General features: G+C 46.5%; 15 protein-coding genes. 9 read left to right on the top strand and 6 right to left on the bottom strand.

Features of this window, described 5'->3' with window-relative positions; all coding sequences use genetic code 11:
• Positions 1-10 precede the first annotated feature (10 nt).
• Positions 11-658: an ABC transporter ATP-binding protein gene (locus tag BUR42_RS12710; RefSeq protein ID WP_074239592.1), complete on the top strand. Its 648-nt coding sequence runs from the start codon at positions 11-13 to the stop codon at positions 656-658.
• Position 659: 1 nt separating this feature from the next.
• Positions 660-1,784, top strand: a complete 1,125-nt coding sequence (locus BUR42_RS12705) for a hypothetical protein (protein WP_074239591.1) — start codon at positions 660-662, stop codon at positions 1,782-1,784.
• Here BUR42_RS12705 and BUR42_RS12700 read toward each other — a convergent pair.
• Positions 1,781-2,788: a DUF6528 family protein gene (locus tag BUR42_RS12700; RefSeq protein ID WP_074239590.1), complete on the bottom strand. Its 1,008-nt coding sequence runs from the start codon at positions 2,786-2,788 to the stop codon at positions 1,781-1,783. The genes BUR42_RS12705 and BUR42_RS12700 overlap by 4 nt on opposite strands.
• Positions 2,789-2,996: 208 nt before the next feature.
• Here BUR42_RS12700 and BUR42_RS12695 point away from each other — a divergent pair, with 208 nt between their 5' ends.
• The 3 genes from BUR42_RS12695 to BUR42_RS12685 all read left to right on the top strand — a co-directional run bounded on the left by BUR42_RS12695 (position 2,997) and on the right by BUR42_RS12685 (position 6,420).
• Complete coding sequence (locus BUR42_RS12695; RefSeq protein WP_074239589.1) at positions 2,997-4,193, top strand: serine hydrolase; 1,197 nt, start codon at positions 2,997-2,999, stop codon at positions 4,191-4,193.
• Positions 4,194-4,321: 128 nt separating this feature from the next.
• The gene (locus tag BUR42_RS12690) at positions 4,322-5,527 is read left to right on the top strand and encodes a serine hydrolase family protein (RefSeq protein WP_159442262.1); all 1,206 of its coding nucleotides are present in this window, start codon (positions 4,322-4,324) and stop codon (positions 5,525-5,527) included.
• 134 nt (positions 5,528-5,661) lie between these two features.
• Positions 5,662-6,420, top strand: coding sequence for a LytR/AlgR family response regulator transcription factor (locus BUR42_RS12685; protein ID WP_074239587.1), 759 nt, complete (start codon positions 5,662-5,664; stop codon positions 6,418-6,420).
• Here the strand turns inward: BUR42_RS12685 and BUR42_RS12680 are convergent.
• Together BUR42_RS12680 and BUR42_RS12675 are read right to left on the bottom strand one after the other, a co-directional pair.
• Entirely contained in the window at positions 6,389-8,686 is a 2,298-nt protein-coding gene (locus BUR42_RS12680; RefSeq protein ID WP_074239586.1) for an ATP-binding protein, read from the bottom strand. The genes BUR42_RS12685 and BUR42_RS12680 overlap by 32 nt on opposite strands.
• Positions 8,687-8,688: 2 nt before the next feature.
• Positions 8,689-10,185, bottom strand: coding sequence for a flavin-containing monooxygenase (locus BUR42_RS12675; RefSeq protein ID WP_074239585.1), 1,497 nt, complete (start codon positions 10,183-10,185; stop codon positions 8,689-8,691).
• Between the two features lie 163 nt (positions 10,186-10,348).
• Here BUR42_RS12675 and BUR42_RS12670 point away from each other — a divergent pair, with 163 nt between their 5' ends.
• Positions 10,349-11,239: a class I SAM-dependent methyltransferase gene (locus BUR42_RS12670; protein WP_074239584.1), complete on the top strand. Its 891-nt coding sequence runs from the start codon at positions 10,349-10,351 to the stop codon at positions 11,237-11,239.
• Between the two features lie 6 nt (positions 11,240-11,245).
• Here BUR42_RS12670 and BUR42_RS12665 read toward each other — a convergent pair whose 3' ends face one another.
• From BUR42_RS12665 to BUR42_RS12655, 3 genes are all read right to left on the bottom strand, one after another.
• Positions 11,246-11,887 (bottom strand): HD domain-containing protein, encoded by a 642-nt coding sequence (locus tag BUR42_RS12665; protein WP_074239583.1) that lies wholly within the window; start codon positions 11,885-11,887, stop codon positions 11,246-11,248.
• 63 nt (positions 11,888-11,950) lie between these two features.
• A complete protein-coding gene (locus BUR42_RS12660; RefSeq protein ID WP_074239582.1) occupies positions 11,951-12,784 on the bottom strand; it encodes an AraC family transcriptional regulator in 834 nt (277 codons plus the stop codon).
• A complete protein-coding gene (locus BUR42_RS12655) occupies positions 12,771-13,148 on the bottom strand; it encodes a winged helix-turn-helix transcriptional regulator (protein WP_074239581.1) in 378 nt (125 codons plus the stop codon). The genes BUR42_RS12660 and BUR42_RS12655 overlap by 14 nt, the downstream gene beginning before the upstream one ends.
• 88 nt (positions 13,149-13,236) lie before the next feature.
• On the opposite strand from BUR42_RS12655, the gene BUR42_RS12650 reads away from it, so the two are divergent.
• The 3 genes from BUR42_RS12650 (at position 13,237) to BUR42_RS12640 (ending at position 18,628) form a co-directional block, all read left to right on the top strand.
• On the top strand, positions 13,237-13,824 hold the full coding sequence (locus tag BUR42_RS12650; RefSeq protein WP_074239580.1) for an FMN-dependent NADH-azoreductase: 588 nt from the start codon (positions 13,237-13,239) through the stop codon (positions 13,822-13,824).
• 130 nt (positions 13,825-13,954) lie between these two features.
• Entirely contained in the window at positions 13,955-14,257 is a 303-nt protein-coding gene (locus BUR42_RS12645) for a DUF6660 family protein (RefSeq protein ID WP_074239579.1), read from the top strand.
• A gap of 78 nt (positions 14,258-14,335) precedes the next feature.
• On the top strand, positions 14,336-18,628 hold the full coding sequence (locus tag BUR42_RS12640; RefSeq protein ID WP_074239578.1) for a CusA/CzcA family heavy metal efflux RND transporter: 4,293 nt from the start codon (positions 14,336-14,338) through the stop codon (positions 18,626-18,628).
• Positions 18,629-18,631 lie beyond the last annotated feature (3 nt).

The following is an 18,631-nucleotide window of genomic DNA, read 5'->3' as shown; positions in this document are numbered from 1 at the left end:
ACTTTTAATCATGAATATTACTGAAACGGTTATAGCCCTGCATGCAGTAAAAAAGAGTTACCAGGATACCCCGGTGCTGGATATCGCATCCCTTACACTGATCCCCGGCATATACTGGTTGCAGGGAGAGAATGGTGCAGGGAAAACTACCTGTATGAAAGTGATGGCAGGGCTCATTCCTTTTAAGGGGGAGATCGTACTGAAGGGAAATGTGAGCAGCCGGCAGCATCCGGTGGCATTCCGCAGGCTGATCAATTATGCGGAAGCAGAACCATTATATCCTTCTTTCCTGACGGGGCGGGACCTCCTGGAATTGTATCTTAACACAAAAGGAGGGGACCGGCAGCAGATCGCGGAGATCAGTACAAAGCTGGGGATCGATACGTTTGTGAATAATCCCGTGAGCAGTTATTCCAGTGGTATGTTGAAGAAGTTGTCGCTGTTGCTGGCCTTTACCGGCAACCCAGTATTGATATTGCTGGATGAACCATTGATCACGATAGATGTGCAGGCATTAAGAACACTGTATGATCTGATCCGTAGTTACAGTGCCAAGGGAGTCACCTTCTGCATTACTTCCCATCAGCCGCTGGACCCGGCAGAATTAACAGTGACCGGTACGCTGAAAGTAGCTCATAAAAACATCACGCTGAACTGATATGCGTACAACCATTGAGATCCTTCAGAAGATCTTTACCCAACGTTTTTATATTCAGAACACAGGCTTTTTCCTGGTGCTCTTTTACCTGCTTTTTGGGGTTGTTGACGGGGGCAATCTTATCAGCTATCATACTTCCCTGATGCTGGGATTCCTGGGCAGTTATACTTTCCTGCTGATCGTATTATTATTATGGGGATTGTATGGGCTGAAGTGTGTGGGGTTTATCCTTAAAACATTTCAGCTGCAGGGGTATGAGTTCCTGTATCCTACTATGGGCAGTATTGATAAGCCCATGCGGCGCCGCATCTGGTTATTGCTGCATACGGCTATTTATATGCCGGTGCTGGTGTATGCAGGCATTGCTGCGGGTGTGGGGATTGTGCATGGCCATTATCTGCCGGTTGCCATGATTGTGGTATTCAATGTAGTCATGTGCATCTGGCCTTTGCTGCTGTATGAAAGAAAATTGCATCAGCCGGATGTGCTTTTCTTTACAGGGCATTTGCAACGCTGGCTGAATAAACATTTTACAAAACCGCCTTTATTGTTCTTCCTGTACGAATTGTTCACGAACTACCCCCGCCGCATTTTCAGTGTGAAGTTATTTTCTGCGGGCGTGCTGTGGCTAACTTTTTTCCTGCTGGCCCAGATGGATTTTGATATCAGGGGTTTGCAGCTGGGCATTATATTAAGTGTGCTGCTGCATATGCAACTGATGCTGCATCATCGTTCATTTGATGATACCTACCTGAACTTTGTGCAGCAGTTGCCTGTTCCCCTGTGGCGGCATTATATAAGGGTGACCGGCATCTATGCATTGTTATATCTGCCGGAGATGGTGATGATCGTTGTGAATGCATATGGTAAAACATCCTTACCGGGATTATTAACCTGTTTTGTGGTGGCGGTATCCCTGCTGGTATTGTTCCGTTGCTTATTATACTTCTCAAAGATAGATGCAGAGATACACCTGCGTTATGTATTGCTTATTTCCTTTGTGGTATTGTTCATGATACTGGGAAAATACGAATGGCCGGCTGTTCTGTTGTTACAGGCAGCGGCGGCCATCGTATTCCTTGCGAAGTATCGTACTTATGAACCTTTACCTAAGATGGGATCTTAGGGATGGGTACATTCGTGAAAACTGTCTCCTGCGGGATAGCTGAATGTGTTCACGAGTTTCCAGCGTGCTTTGTATAAGCCCAATGCAGTGTTGCTATATACCACTGCACTATTGATATCCAGGATCCGGTTTGTTCTCCAGGTTTCTCCTCCTGTATTATTAGCCTGTGCGATAATGGTTTGGTAACCGCTGGGGCCGGAAGAAACTGTTTTAACAGAACTGATGGTCTTTTGCAAAGTGAATGCGCCGGTAGTTACATTGAACTTGTAAATGTGCCCTGAATTAGTAAGCCAGAGATCGGTAGTGCTGCCATAAACGGGGAACAGGTCATGCGCATTGCCCTCTGGCATAGTGTAAGTAGTAATGAGGCTCAGCGCCGGAGAATTGCAACTGTTATTATAGGAATATACCCTCAGCTTGTTAAGGCCGGCAGCATATAAGCGCTGGCGGGCATGGTCCCATACTACATTATGCACATCAGGGAAAGCGATCTGGCCTGTTTGGGCAGAATTGTCGTTGATGTACGAATCTACTGTAAAGATCATGAGGTAACCGCCTGTGGAGGATGCGGTGACAACATTACCATTTGGCAGCAACTCGGCAGAGTGGGTGTTACCTCCTGCATAATCGAACCAGATAGCCTTTTTAGAAGCCACGCTGATCAGGGCTACGCCTCCGCCGGATGCGGTGGCCAGGATGTATTTGCCATTGTACACCAGCTTTGCTTCGCTGAGGTTGGAGAACCAGCCTTGTGCTCCTGCACGGATCATGGCATAGGCTGCCGTGGCTTTCCATTCCCAGGTAATGGCATTGCCATTGGCAATATCCACCATAATGATACGGGCATTCTTTTGATCGCAGATGATGATCTCTTTGGGTGTGGCGGCTGCGGCAGCCACGTCGGACCTTTCTGTTCCTGCCTGTATGTTTTCGGGCGCATCAGTTTTTTCGCGCTTGCAGGACAGGGCCAGCATAAGGGATGCAACTAACAATAATGATCTCATTGATGAAGGGTTTTGATGTAAACGTGAATAAATGTGGAATTTAAACAGTCTTCAACAATGACGGGTTCCTGCATCAATATAATAACTAAAACTTAATTTTTATAGCCTTTTTATTGTTTTGTGAATTGAAAACTGCTTTCCGTTAAACATACCCTTCTGCTAAAACAAGCCCAATCTACCTTTGAGAAAACTTTTTAAAACCCCTTTTATGAAAACGAGGAACATTCTATTAGCAATTGTAGCGGTGGCTGCATTATCCTGTAAGAAGGAAGACATTAAAGTAAAGGCGGATAATAAACTCGCCGATCTGCCCCTGGGCGGTAATCCCGTGCCGGAACTGGATGTAACGCAGTTTGCGAAGAACATTGAAAACTATCTGAACACCAGGGTATCCGGTTACGGCTACACGATCTCCCACAACGGAACTATTTTTTACCTGGACAATGGTGGTGGCGGTTGGGCCAGGAAACAATCCGATCCCCCTGCAAAAGCACATGGTGCTACTGTAAGGCAGGGTACTGCCAGTGTTACGAAGTACATTACGGCATTGACTACCGTAGCTACACTGGAAAAATACAATATTTCACTCGACGAAAAACTGTACAAGTACCTTCCAACTAACTGGAAGCCCAGCGGACTATTTAAGATGCTCAGCTTCAAAAATCTGTTGGCACATGAAACAGGCCTGATCAATTATGGCAGGGAATTCAGCGATCTCAAATTAACAGTGGAAGGCCCTGTACAAATAGGAGAGCTGATAGACAGCACCAGGGATTACGATAACATTAATTATGATCTCGCAGCTATCATCATTCCTTATGTTTCAGCCAAACACGGTTTCCCGGCAGACTACCAGGTGTTGAAAGGATTGGAGAAGAACCCCAATGAGCTGTATAAACAACTGGCCAGCAGATTTATTGGCCAGGCAAGGGTATACGTGTTCAAACCGGCAGGAATAAACCAATGGCAGGTAATGGACTGGTACACCTGGGATAACAATGGTATCATAGATGCATCGCAGGGTACTTTAGGGTATACTACTGTATACGGTAATGAAAAAGGTTCCGAGAAAGGTGATTCCCGCCCCAATGGAGGTGCCGGCGGTTTATACTGCAGCGCATTTGAAATGGCAAAGATACAATTGGCTGCTGCCCAGGGAAAGATCGTGAGCGCCGCCAACTACAAAAGGATGAGAGAGCAAAGACTTGGCTTTGATGGTATCTACCCAGGTAAACATGGTAAATATTACTGGAAGAATGGTGGTGCCAACAGGCATGAAACTATTGTAGCTGACTTTGGTCCTACACAGGTAGCGGTATTTACTAATTCCCGCACAAGTGATATCGGGAATGGCCTTGATGTATTAGGTAAGGCTTATGATGACGCATGGGAAGTCAAAAAATAAAAGATCATCCCGGTGGTATTAAGCCACCGGGATTTTTTATTAACCGGAACTACGCATCCATTAAATGTACCCTTCTGCTAAACCAACACTGTTCTACATTTGAGAACAATTTTTTCAAACCCCCTTATATGAAAACAAAAAACATTTTATTAGTATTTGTAGCTGTTGCTGCATTATCCTGTAAGAAGGAAGACATTAAAGTACAGGCTGAAGGTAAGATAGCCGGTATCGGTGAACTTGCCGGTGGACCGCAGGCTGAATTCAATCCCATGTTATTTGCGCGGAAGATCGGGGAGTTCATGAATGGTAAAACAGCAGGTTACGGTTACACCGTAATGCATGAGGGCAAAGCGTATTACGTGGGAAATGGCGGCGGCGGCTGCTCCCGTTGCCCGATAGATTTTACCAATGTTCCCTATGGCGCTCAGACACGTATGGGTACTACAAACGCTACGCAGTTTGTGACGGTACTGGCTACCATTGCAGCATTGGAAAAATATGGTCTGAAGCTGGATGAAAAACTTTACCACTATCTCCCTTCCAACTGGAAACCTACTGAGGCATTTAAACAACTGGATTTCTTTCGTTTACTAACTGGTGCTACCGGCTTCTGGTATTATGGCAATGATCATGGAATGGAATTCGACGATCTTAAGAAAACGGTGGAAAACGGTTTGCAGATGGAGGAATTCCAAACGGGATACAGGGACCCTAATGTGAAAATTAACTATAACCTGGCTGTTATCCTGCTCCCTTATCTTAATGCGAAGAAAGGTTTCCCGGCAGAACTGATGTTACTGAAATCCCTTGAAAACAATCCCTATGAACTGTATAAACACTTAGGCAGCCGGTTCATTGAACAGGTAAGGACAAATGTTTTCAAAAAGGCAGATCTTTTGTACTGGAATATTACGGACTATCGCGTATGGAGCAATTATGGTCCCATGGTATCATCACTGGGTACTTTGGGTTATCCCTCTCCGGACCCCAAGGTGCATGGAACATCGGCCCCCGATTATCGTAAAAATGGCGGCGCCGGAGGATTGTATATCAGCCCCTACGAGTTTGGGCAAATTCAGTCAGCGGCAGCCCGCTCTAAGATCATCAGCAAAGAACACTACAGGATCGTGAAAGAGGAACTGATGGGGTATAGTGGTTTTGTGAACGGGGAGCACGGCAGGTATGTTTGGAAGAATGATGTGATAGACAAGAAACACGAGATCATGTTCTTTGATTTCGGCAACACGCAGGTAGTGGTATTTGCCAATTCCAACACCAGCAAGATAGCGAATGGTATGAAGCTGGCCGATCTTTATGATGAATCCTGGAAATAACCGATACACTATAAAAACAAGTCCCGGTGGCATTAAGCCGCCGGGATTTTTTATTAAGCGGAAGGGCCTATCCGTTAATTCAGGGGCTCATTTTGCTGTTTTTTGCCGATCTTACCCTTATAATCCAATTACGTATGAAAATTTCAGCTTTAATTGTGGAGGATGAGTTGCTGAGCAGGGATTTCCTATCTAACCTCGTGCGCGAATTCTGTCCACAGCTGGAACTGGCCGGCACTGCCTCCAATGTGGAAGAGGCGGTGAAGTTTATCAATACGCATTCCCCGCAGCTGATATTCCTGGATATTGAAATGCAGACGGGCACCGGCTTTGATGTATTGCAAAAAGCGAATCACCACAACTTCCAGGTGATCTTCACCACAGCCTTTGATCATTATGCCATCCAGGCTATCAAATTCAGCGCAGTGGATTATTTGCTGAAACCTATCAGCCTGGAAGAACTGGAACTGGCCGTAGCCAAAGCAGTGAAACAAATAGAAGGGAAAAAGGAAGATAACCGGCTGGACCTTCTCCTGAAGAACTTCCAAAAACCCTCAGCCGATGATTTCAGTATCAGCCTGAGCACTTCAGAAGGCGTTGATTTTATTCCCCTGTCTACTATTATCAGGCTGGAAGCAAAAGGCCCGTATACGATCTTTTATATCAGGGACGGCCGCCAGATCATGGTAAGCAAGAACCTGAAGGAGTACGAGTTGACCCTGCAGGAGCATGGATTTTTCAGGATCCATAACTCCTACATGATCAACCTGAGGGATGTAAAAAGGTGGGTGAAGACCGATGGTGGTTACGCCGTGATGAGTGATGATGCCATGGTAGCCATCTCTCCGAAAAAGAAGGACGAGTTTATGACGCTGATGACAAAGCGGATGGTGTAAGCTGCTGCAATTCTTTGATCGCCTGCTCACAGACCTTCTTCACTTTAAGGAAACGCTTTTCATCCGCGAGCCTTTTCTGCTGCATATGCACTAAGTCTTTCCCGATATGTTGCTTCAGCCCAAAATAACCTACCGAAGTGCTCATGGTATGAGCTACCTTATAGATCATCTCTCCGTTATTTTCCTTCATCGCTTTTTGTAAAGCAGCCAGGTCTTTTGGTGTTTGTTTGATGAAGGTGTTTATCATCTCCCGGATAAAAGGAATGTTGTTGCGCGTCTGCTCCCTGAGGAAACTAAGATCTGTAATGGTCTTTGGTAAGTTGGCCGTAATAGCTTTCAGCAATTCCTGTTCGCGGAAAGGTTTAGGCAGGTAATCATTCATACCTGCCGCCAGGCATCTTTCCCTCTCTCCACTGAATGCATGTGCCGTGATGGCAATCATTGGTGTTCCCAGCTTCAGGTTTTCCCTGATCTTTTGCGTGGTAAGGTAACCATCCATACCGGGGATCTGCAGGTCCATGAGAATGAGATCAACTTTGTTCTTTTGCAGGAAGGCGATGGCCTTGGTGCCGCTATCTGCTCCGCTTACAGTGAATCCATTGTTCGTAAGCATAATGCGGGTCATTTTCTGGTTCAGCAGATTATCTTCCACCACCAGGATATGTAATCCTTTGCCATCTACTGTTTGTGCCCGTGAGGCGGCGCCCTTTACCTGTTTGCCGGCTTTGATGAAAGGGAGCTGCACTTTAAATTCTGTGCCTTTATTCGGTTTGCTGCTAAGGGTGATACTGCCTCCCAGCAGTTCCACCAGTTCCCGTGTAATGGCAAGGCCCAGCCCGGAACCTCCGTATTTACGGGTGATAGCCGTATCCGCTTGTGTGAACCTTTCAAATACCTGTTGTTGTTTAGCGGCGGGGATACCGATGCCGGTATCCTTTACGCTGAATTCCACCTGCATGGCCTGCGGGGTTTCATCTAATACGGTACAACCCACTGTAATACTTCCTTTCTCCGTGAATTTGATGGCATTGCCGATGATGTTCAGCAGGATCTGGGTAAGTCTTACGCTGTCGCTTAGTAAAGGTTTATGCAGCTGTTTGCTGATATTGCTTTTGTATTCCAGCTTTTTATGCCGCACTTTGGAAGCCAGCATCATTTCAATGGATTGTAGCAGTTCCGGGAGATTAACAGGAACGGATTCAAAACTGATCTTTTTTGCATCCAGTTTGCTGAGGTCCATGATATCATTGATCGTGGAAAGCAGGTTGCTGCCGGAGGTGCAGATGGCATCCAGGTATTCTGTTTGCCGGCTGTTCAGTTTTGTTTTCTTCAACAGTTCCGTGAAACCCAGGATAGCGCTCAGCGGAGTTCGGAGTTCATGGCTCATATTTGCCACAAAATCAGACTTGGCTTTAGACGATTCTTCCGCCAGTTGCCGGGCCTTTTCCATTTGTTCTTCCATTGTTTTACGGACAAAGAAAGTAGGGATCTCCGGCGGTGTTTTGGCTATGCGGTGTTTGCGGTGCGTTTTTGCAAAGCGCTGGATATGCTCTTCTATCTTATGCGGGGGAGACATAATAAAGGTACAGTGTTCATCTCCTTTCGCCCTGCAGGTTACTTCCACTGCGGTAAGCGGTATACCGAAACTTTCTTCACACCATCCTGAAGAATAACCAGTGCTCATAATGCATACCGGAGATTTGGCCTTTTCACCGGACCTGATCCAGGAATCTGCTTCAAAAGAAAAAGGATGGTGATAGGCGAGGTAATAATCATCATCAGGCGTAGGATGGCTTTCAGGGAGGATGTCCACAAAAGCCCAGCCGGTATAAGCAAAATGTATCGGGCCCGCTGATAGTTTAGACAGCGGGTCCGTTACATTCATTTGTGCATGAAAAGCTTTGGCATCATTGATGCCTAATGCATGGGCAATATCGAAAAGGAAATTCCTGCCAATGCCAAAGGCTTCATTTTCTCCCCTGTCTGCATACAAGCTGAGGATACTGCCTAAAAAGTCTTTGGACAGGGCGGAGGCCCTTATTAATACATACCGCTCGTTACTGATCTCTATGGTGCCTTGTGAGGGATTTAAAGAGATGTGCGAGAAATACTGCTTTACGTTTTCTTCCGCTTTCTGAAAGAGGGGAAGGAATTCGGCAGGAACTTTTACGGAAGGTTCATCTGCATGCAGCGTGTAGTGATTGCGCAGGGATGCGTTCTCTTTTTCCAGTGCGCGGATCCTTTCTTGTAGTGTTGAGGTTTTCATCGTTATTGGACGATTTCGGCTGTTCTGTAAACGGCCGGTTGGGGGTATTCCCGTTTAACTGTTGTTTGCAACAAAATACGATAATCTTTCGGGTTAATAGGTTTAAAAAATTCGTAGGGCGCCCATCGTGTAGCGGTAGTACGTAAACCCATATCCCGCATGAGCTGGTCCAGGTGCATGAAATTGAACGGGGCCACACAGGTGCCGCTGAACTCTGCTGAAACAGGGCGGCTGCGCTGACGCCAGTTGGCCATATATTCCATGTCCTGCTCAATAGCTTCCGGTGCGGGCAGTTCCAGTTCCCCCTGTACATAACGCACCAACCAGTTTGCGGCTACTTCTGAAGTAAGGGTGGTGAACAGGCTGGAATTATACCCTACAAAACCCAGTTGCGGGACCTGTGGATGGAGGATATTGCGGAACAGGCGATAGGTACCATTGCTGTCTATGATCTTGTCTGCATACTGTTTTTCGAGGAAGGGGAGGGATTGGGTGAAGCCCGTGCCGCAAACTACCAGGTCCGGTGTAAGCACTTTGCCATTTTGCAGGTAGAGTTTATTTCCTTCAAAATAACTCACCTCTGTTTGCTGTGCTTTGATCAGGCCCTCCTGTACTTTCTGATAGAAACCATCCGGCGCTACGCCTAAGCTGCAACTGATCTGGTCTTCTATTTTATGTTGTGGTACCATGCCGCAGGCTTTCAGTTTAAACTGGCTTTTTAACAGCAGTTCCAATCCCCGCCACTGTGCCCATACCATAGGTCTGCCTGCGGTGTGCAGTATTTTCTGGAAAAGGGTTTTACGGGGGCAGTTAAAGAAAGCTTCCGAGAAACGGGAGAACAGCAGGTAGCGCATATTCAATACATTCCCGAAATAACGCGGCACTTTCCATTGTGCTTTGCGATAGAGCAGATGGCATTCACTGGAACGGTCTGCTGCAAGGGTTGCAATGTCTGTAGCAGATTTGGCGAAACCGATCACGGCTACTGATTTGTTTTCCAGCAGGGCAGGGTCGTTTACGGCAGAGGAGTGTAACACTTTTCCGGTAAAGCTTTCCAGTCCTTTGAATGCAGGCACATGAGGTTTATGAAAAGTGCCGGTGCAGATGGCAACGAAGTGGAAATGCATTATTTCCGTGTTACCGGAAACGTCCTGCACTTCCATCCGCCATTCGCCATTGTTGAATTGTAATTGTGTAACAGTTGCCTGGAAACGAATACGGCTAATAATGTTAAAGTGTGTGGCATAATCTTCCAGGTATCTTTGCACCTGCTCTCCTGAAGGCCAGAGTGGATAATGGGAGGGCATGGGAAAATCAGAAAAGGCGTATTCGTCCCTGGTGGTTTGTGTGGCCACATTCAGATAAGAACGGCTTTTTTCCCAAACGCCGCCAATTGCTTTGGCTTTTTCTATAAGAGTTACATGATATCCTTGTTCAAGGAAGGCTTTTGCAGTGGCAAGGCCGCTGAGTCCGGCGCCGATAATTCCAATATGTTTCATGGTGTGGGGGTTTAATGATACGAATGTAGCCTGCAGGGGATTGTAAAAAGGGGTGGAATTAATGTATGGGGTGTTTTGGTTAACCCAATTCCACTTTCCGTTAATTCCACTTACGAAGATGCCACCATTGCCCCCATCTTTACATCATAAAACAAAACACCCCATGAAAACAAGTAACGAGCCTATCGCATTCCTCCGGGAAGTAATTGCAAACGGCGGCCCCGAAACTGAACAGTACGACACTTTACATCTTGTGTTCGATGCAATTTCCTCTGCTTTCAAAGCTGGTAATATTACCGCAGCAGAACTGGAAGCTTTACAAACAGGACTGGAAGAAACAGATACCATCCTGGGTCATGTAAAATCCAAACCATTTGGTTATGCGGGAGACTTCCTGATCATTGATAAGATCTACCGTGAGCAGGTAACAGCAGATCAGCGTTTTGAGAAGTGGGATAACTTCTGGCATGAACAACCAGCCTGCAGGGCAGTACGTAACCGGAAGGATTATTTCATTCACACCATCCTGGATGCATTACAGCATCAGCCTTCTGTACGTTTATTAAATGTAGCCAGCGGTCCGGCAAGGGACCTGGCGGAGATCTACAGCCTGGTAGATCCGGCACGTTTGCAAACTGTATGTGTGGAAGCAGATGAACATGCCATCAACTATGCAAAAGAATTGAATGAAGCCCATGCCGCGCAGGTGGAATTCATTCACCGTAATATTTTCCGTTTCAGTACAGAAGAACAGTTTGATATCGTATGGAGCGCAGGGCTGTTTGATTATTTCGAGGATAAGATCTTTGTGAAATTACTGCGTAAGTTTATGAGCTGGACGAAACCGGGTGGAGAAGTGATCATCGGGAACTTTGGCGATCATAATCCAACACGCAATTATATGGAACTGATGGGAGATTGGTATTTACATCACCGTTCTGCGGAAACATTGATGAACATGGCATTGGAAGCCGGAGCTTCCAGGGGTGACGTAAGCGTAGGCAGGGAAGATGAGGGGGTGAATCTGTTCCTGCATGTAAGAGTAGGGGTTTAATCCCCCTTACTCTTTCCATGGTGAATGCAGGATAAGCTCGCAGAAATCAATGCGTTTAAACCCCGGTATCATATAAGCACATACATCTGCTTTGATATTACCGAAGGTAGTATCTGTTTTATGTTTAAATCCCTCGAAGAAAGCAGGGATGATGTTTTTTTTGAAATCATTCCTGGGAAAAGCCTTCGTTATTTCTTCCCTGTGAGCTGCGGATAGTTCTTCATATCCTTTCCCTACTACATCCAGACCTACACCTGCATTCATAAGGGCTACTTCTGCTTCTTTGTATTCTGCTATTCCAACGGTAGTATGCAGGGCAACGGTATCCCATACCAGTTGCAAAGCATCTTGAGGTAATCCATAACTTCTGAGAAAGTCCCTGGCGGCATTGGCACCATCTACTTCAAAACGTTTATCCGGGCTGCTGTAATGCGGTGTGAGGCCCAGGTCGTGAAAAACGGAGCTGACGTAGAGGAGTTCCGGGTCGTATTTAACCTTGTTGCTTTGTCCGTTCAGGGAGGCAAAGAGGAATACGCGGAGAGAGTGATTGTAGAGGAATTCCGTGCCATGTTCTCGTAACAGATCGGTGGCATTTTTGGCGATGGTGCTGTCCGGAATAATGATCCCGGCTATTGATCTTGCAGTCATACGTAAAAGTTTTCTACAAAATTAGCCGGCATGCCATTCAGGGGGAATGTTAAAAACGGTCAATCACCTGTCAATTTGTACGAAGCGGTCCCGGTAGTCCTTGGGAGAGAATTGCGTGTGTTTTTTGAAGAAATGGCTGAACTGTTCCGGGGTGAGGAAGTTGAGGCTGTAGGCTATTTCCTTCACTGGTTTGGAAGAGAATTGCAGGGAGCGTTTCGCTTCGGCGATCAGTTGCCCGTTGATGATCTCTTTTGCGCCTCTGCCGGCACAACGTTTGCATAGTTCTGTAAGCTTCCGGGCGGAAATTCCAAGCTGGTCTGCAAATGCCGCTACTTCATGTGTGGATTGATATTGCTGGCTCACCAGGCTGAGGAATGTACGGTATAATTGCTTTTCATGACTATCATATCCTTTGATCAGGGAAGCATTGATATTGGCGATCTTGATCATGATGATCTTCAGATAGGCAGCAAGCGCATCAATTTGATTCAGGTAACTTTCTTTCAGAGATTCCTGCAGCAGGGCTTGAAAGAGCGGAGAGATATCATCCTGGTTCAGCGGGAGCTGTTGATTCGCGGCAGCATCGTTGAACAATACGGCTTTGCAGTTATTGGCACTGGCAGGTGCTTTTTCCCAGAAACAATCTCCAAAGCTGAGTTCATAACCGGAAATAGTGGTGCCCTCTTTAAAAGCAAACATTTGCCCGCGCGCCAGCAAAAAGATCTCGTTGCCGGAGATGCGGAAAGTATTTTCATCTATCTGTATGCTGCCGGAACCTTCCAGTATGAGAAAGATGCGATGATACTTTATCCGGCAGGCAGGCTCCTGCACGAAGATATGGTGATCACGGTAAGTGATGGCGATGGAATCTTCTAAAGTAACATCAGCCTTTATCATCCGTTACCATTTGTTCTTTACTGCGCTGCATGATATTTTGCTTATGCATAGTGCCCCATGCATGCAGGGAAGCTAATACAGGTTTCAGTGTTTCTGCATATTCCGTTCGTTCGTATTCTACGGATGTATCAGGGTATACGATCCTTTTCACGAAACCATTCTGCTCCAGGTCTTTCAATTCGCCGGACAATACCCTGGCAGAAATACCTTCGAGGTGGCGTTGTAATTCATTGAACCTTACGGCTCCTTCAGACAGTGCTATGATAATGCGTAGTTTCCATTTTCCTCCTATCACATAAATGGCATCGTTTACTGCCGGTAATACTTTAAGGCATGGTGTTTTCAGTATTCCTTCCTGCTTCATAATATGCTGTTTGCACTAACCTGGATGTTAGTAGTAACCTATGGATTAGCTTGAGCCTTCCATGTGTAAAGGTATATAGTTTTGTGTTATGAAAAAGATATTGCACATCAGTTCAAGCCCCAGAGGGGCTGCATCCAGCAGTATTTTGCTGGCCAACAGGATCATAGAAAAGATACAGAACCTCCATCCCGGCAGTACGGTGGTGGTGAATGATACTACAGAGAAAGATTATCCGCATCTTGATTCGGCGCTGATCAATGCCTACAGGGCCACAGAGAAACCGGAGGACGTGCTGAAAGATTCAGATGCAGCCGTACAGGAGTTGTTTGATGCGGATGTTATCGTGATCGGGGTTCCGATGTATAACTTCAATTTACCCTCCGCATTGAAAGCATGGATAGACCATATCGTACGCCCGGGCCTGACATTCAGTTATGCGACTGGTGCACCGGTGGGCTTGCTGAAGGATAAGAAGGTATACCTGGCGATTGCAGCAAACGGGGTTTATTCAGAAGGGCCTATGCAAACTTATGATCATGCAGAACCCTATTTGCGGTTCATTCTTGGGTTTATCGGGCTTACAGATATCACCACGTTCCGGATAGAAGGAGGAGGTATTCCGGGAATTATGGAAACTGCCGTTCAAAAGGGATTGGAGCGTGTAGCAGTAGTATAGGATACTTAAACAAATACCCTATCCTGAGCCTATGTCAAGCCTATGTAAAGAATCGGATAATTGGACCAAATTGCAACGTATTGTCATTAATATTCATCCATAAAGTGACGGAATACCCTATTTTTGTGTCATGCGTTTGCTGACATACATATTGGCTGTCCTCGTATTAACACTTAGCTGTCTGCCTTGTGCGGATGCTAACGTGGTACATGGGGATACCGAAAGTATTTCTATGACGCAGCCTGTTCAGGACCAGCATCCGGATGCCTGTTCCCCATTCTGTATTTGCACATGCTGTGCCAGTTTTTCATTCATCTATCATACGGCTATCACTTTAACGGTGCCCGTTTCTTCTTCTCATTTCAGCTTTTTCTATGCAGATTCCCTGCATGAAATTTCCCTTCCCATCTGGCAGCCGCCTCAGTTAGTTTAAATGTATACTTTTTTGTAGCTGTGTTCATACGGGGATCCGTATGGCGCAAGGTTATGCATTTAAAACTTTTACTGAAACATGCTGAATAGTATTATCAATTTTTCGATAAAGAATAAACTCATTATCGGCATACTCACCCTCGCGCTTATTGCATGGGGTGTTTGGAGTGCCGGGCGTTTACCCATAGATGCTGTACCGGATATTACCAATAACCAGGTACAGGTGATCACTGTTGCACCCACACTGGCATCACAGGAAGTGGAGCAACTGGTGACCTATCCCATTGAACAAAGCCTGGCTAACCTGCCGGACCTGCAGGAGATGCGTTCCATTTCCCGCTTTGGCCTTTCCGTTATTACGGTGGTGTTTTCAGATGATGTAGATGTTTATTTCGCCCGGCAGCTGATCAGCGAAAGGCTCAAAGAGGCAGGGACCAGGATCCCGCAGGGAGTGGGAACACCAGAGCTGGCACCGGTAAGTACAGGATTGGGGGAGATCTATCAATATGTGATCCGCCCAAAGAAAGGGAGTGAGGATAAATATACGGCTATGGACCTGCGTACCATGCAGGACTGGATCGTATCCCGCCAGTTATATGGAACACCGGGTATTGCAGAGATCAATAGTTTCGGTGGACTGAAGAAACAATATGAAGTGGCAGTAGACCCTCATAAACTACGGTCTTTGAACATCACCATACCGGAGATCTTCAATGCGCTGCAAAAGAATAATGAGAATACAGGCGGTGCTTATATCGATAAAAAACCGAATGCTTATTTTATCAGGGGCATAGGCCTGGTGACTTCACTGGATGATATCCGGAACATTGTGATTAAAACCGTGAACGGCATCCCTGTACTGATCAGGGATGTAGCAGATGCGAAACTGGGCAGTGCCGTACGTTACGGGGCATTGACCTATAACGGGGAAAAGGAAGCGGTAGGTGGAATTGTGATGATGCTCAAAGGAGCTAACAGCGCAGATGTTGTTGCCCGTGTGAAGAAGAAAATGGAAACCATCCGTAATTCGCTGCCTGCCGATATTGAAATTGAACCATTCCTGGATAGAACAGGACTGGTGAACAGGGCCATCGGTACAGTAGAAAAGAACTTAATAGAAGGTGCGCTGATCGTAGTATTTGTATTGGTGGTATTCCTCGGGAATATCCGGGCAGGTTTAATTGTGGCATCTGCTATTCCGCTTTCCATGTTGTTTGCGCTGGGGCTGATGAACCTGTTTGGTGTAAGCGCCAACCTGATGAGCTTAGGTGCTATTGACTTTGGCTTGATCGTAGATGGTGCAGTGATCATTGTGGAAGCAACCATGCATCACCTGGGTTTAAGGAAAAGCCGGGAACGGCTGACACAGGCGGAAATGGACCGGGAGGTATTTGTATCTGCTTCTAAGATACGTAACAGTGCAGCTTTTGGAGAGATAATTATCTTAATTGTGTACATCCCGATCCTTTCCCTCGTAGGTATTGAAGGAAAGATGTTCCGGCCCATGGCGCAAACGGTAGGGTTTGCTATCCTGGGTGCCTTGATCCTGTCCCTCACATACATCCCTATGATGTCTGCTTTATTCCTTCCGAAGCAATTCTCTCACAAAAGAACGATCGCGGATAAGATGATGGACTTCTTTCAACGATTGTATGCACCCATTATTCGTGGTGCTATCAGGATAAAATACTGGGTGACGGGTGCGGCGGTAATTGCATTGGTGATCACGCTGGTGGTGTTTAACAGGATGGGGGGCGAATTTATTCCCCAGTTGCAGGAGGGCGATTATGCGCTCCATTGCATATTGCCGCAGGGAACATCTTTATCCCAGAGCATTGAAACATCCATGCTGGCCAGCCGTATCCTCAGAACTTTTCCCGAAGTGGAAATGGTGGTAGGCAAAACGGGGGGAGCGGAAGTACCTACAGATCCTATGCCTCCTGAAGCATCGGACCTGATCGTTACGCTAAAGCCAAGGAAAGAATGGACCACTACCAAAAGTTATACAGAACTGGCCAATAAGATGCTGGAAAAACTGGAAGTGATCCCGGGTGTTTTCTTTGAAGCTTCCCAGCCCATACAAATGCGTTTCAATGAATTGATGACAGGCGTCAGGCAGGATGTGGCTGTGAAAGTGTTCGGAGAGAATATTGATACACTGGCAGCATTAGCACCCAAGGTAGCCGCTGTTATTCAATCCGTGAAAGGAGCTACAGCACCGCAGATAGAACGCACCAGCGGTCTTCCTCAAATTACGATCCAGTATGACCGTGCGAGGATAGCAGGATATGGCTTGAACATACAGGATATCAATACTACCGTGAGCACTGCCTTTGCAGGAAAAACAGCGAGCATGGTGTTTGAAAATGAAAGACAGTTTGACCTGGTGGTAAGATTGGATAGTGCCAACCGTGCTTCCATAGAAGATGTGGGCAATCTTTACATTGCCCTGCCGGATGGTGTACAGGTACCCTTGAATCAATTAGCTACAGTGTCTATAAAAGAGGGGCCGGCGCAGATCAGCCGTGAAGAAGGAAGGCGCAGGATTGTGGTGGGCTTTAATGTTAAAGACCGGGATGTGGAAAGCGTGGTGAAGGAGATCCAGGAGAAACTGACCGCAGCGAAGATCCTGCCTACCGGGTATTACTACACTTACGGCGGAACTTTTGAAAACCTGCAGGAAGCCTCGGCAAGACTGAGCATTGCAGTGCCCGTATCACTGGCATTGATCTTTGTATTGCTCTTTTTCACATTCGGTTCTGTTAAAGAAGCGGCATTGATCTTTACGGCTATTCCCATGAGTGCCATTGGTGGCGTGTTTGCTTTGTTACTGAGAGGTATGCCATTTAGTATTTCAGCCGGTGTGGGTTTCATTGCATTGTTTGGCGTAGCCGTATTGAATGGAATTGTGCTGATCAGCACCTTTAATCAATTGGAAAAAGATGGCATGCAGGATGTGGTGCAGCGCGTGATAGAGGGAACTAAGATCAGGTTGCGGCCGGTACTCATGACGGCTACGGTAGCTTCCTTCGGATTCTTTCCCATGGCCATTTCCACAGGGGCAGGCGCTGAAGTGCAAAAACCTTTAGCTACTGTAGTGATCGGGGGATTGCTGACCGCTACTTTCCTCACCCTGGTAGTGTTGCCATTATTGTACATCATATTTAATTCGAAGATAAAAATGAAAGGAGCCATAGTAGCCGCGCTCTTATTCATCTTCGTCGTTCCATCTGCCCAGGCACAAAGGAAAACGATCGATGAAGCATTGGTTGCGGCAAAAGGGAATCTGCAATACAGCATCAATAACGAACAGATCAATAAAGGACGCCTGCAAACCAAATCAGCCGGCATGCTTCCTAAAACAGGCATCTTTGCGGAGAACGAAGATCTCCGGCCCAGCGATAAACAGGGCATCCTGAAGATAGGTGTTTCACAAAGTGTTGCCTGGCCCGGTTTATACAATGCGCAGAAAGACCTGTATGCGGAACAGTTAAAGTATTACCAGGCAAATACTACAGCCCTCGATCCGGAGATCAAAAGGGATGTACGCAGCGTGTATTACCAGTTATGGTACCTGCAGGATAAAGTATTGTTATTCCAGCGGCTGGATAGTATTTATAGATCACTGCATGCGGCTGCTAAACTGAAAGTTAAAACAGGTGATAGCCCGGGATTGGATAGCATCGCTGCGAGCGTGCGCATGCAGGAGCTGGAGGCCTTCCTGCAACAAACTGGTAATGATATGAAGATCCAGCAGCAATTGCTGATGCAGTTGATGAACAGTTCGGAAAACACGCTGCCGGTATTGCAGCCTTTGGAGAAGTTGCCTTTTGTTTTAGGAGGTGCAGACAGCCTGCATCCTGTTATTGGTTTGCAACAGCAGAATGTAGCCATTGCGAATGCAGGGGTGAGGGTTGTAAAGAACGAGAACAGGCCGGAGTTTTCAGGGCGTTTCTTCAGTCAGCGTTTATATGGATTGAGTGATCCGTTCACGGGATTCTCTGTAAGTGCTGCCTTCCCGTTATTTGGTGCCGGGGCCTACCGCAATAAAGTGAAAACAGCGAAAGCGGAAGTGGCGATGCAACAGAAGCAGTATGAATATGGCATGCAGTCTTTTCATACACAACGGGTGCAGGCACAGCAGGAGGCAGAGAAGAACAACAGCTTGCTGCGGTTCTATGAAACGGTGGGCCTGAAACAGGCGAATGAGATCATCAAAGCGGCAACACTGGCTTACAGGGCCGGGGAGATCAGCTTTGCAGAACTATCCCAGTTCCTGACACAGGCTATCGATATCCAGCGAAATTACCTGGAGAACCTCAATGCATACAACCAATCCATTATTGCGTACAATTATTTTATCAATCAGTAAACC

It is taken from the genome of Chitinophaga niabensis (assembly GCF_900129465.1).
Lineage (GTDB): Bacteria > Bacteroidota > Bacteroidia > Chitinophagales > Chitinophagaceae > Chitinophaga > Chitinophaga niabensis.
Note: the sequence above shows the minus strand (reverse complement) of the source record. Positions and strands in the feature narration are given on the sequence as shown.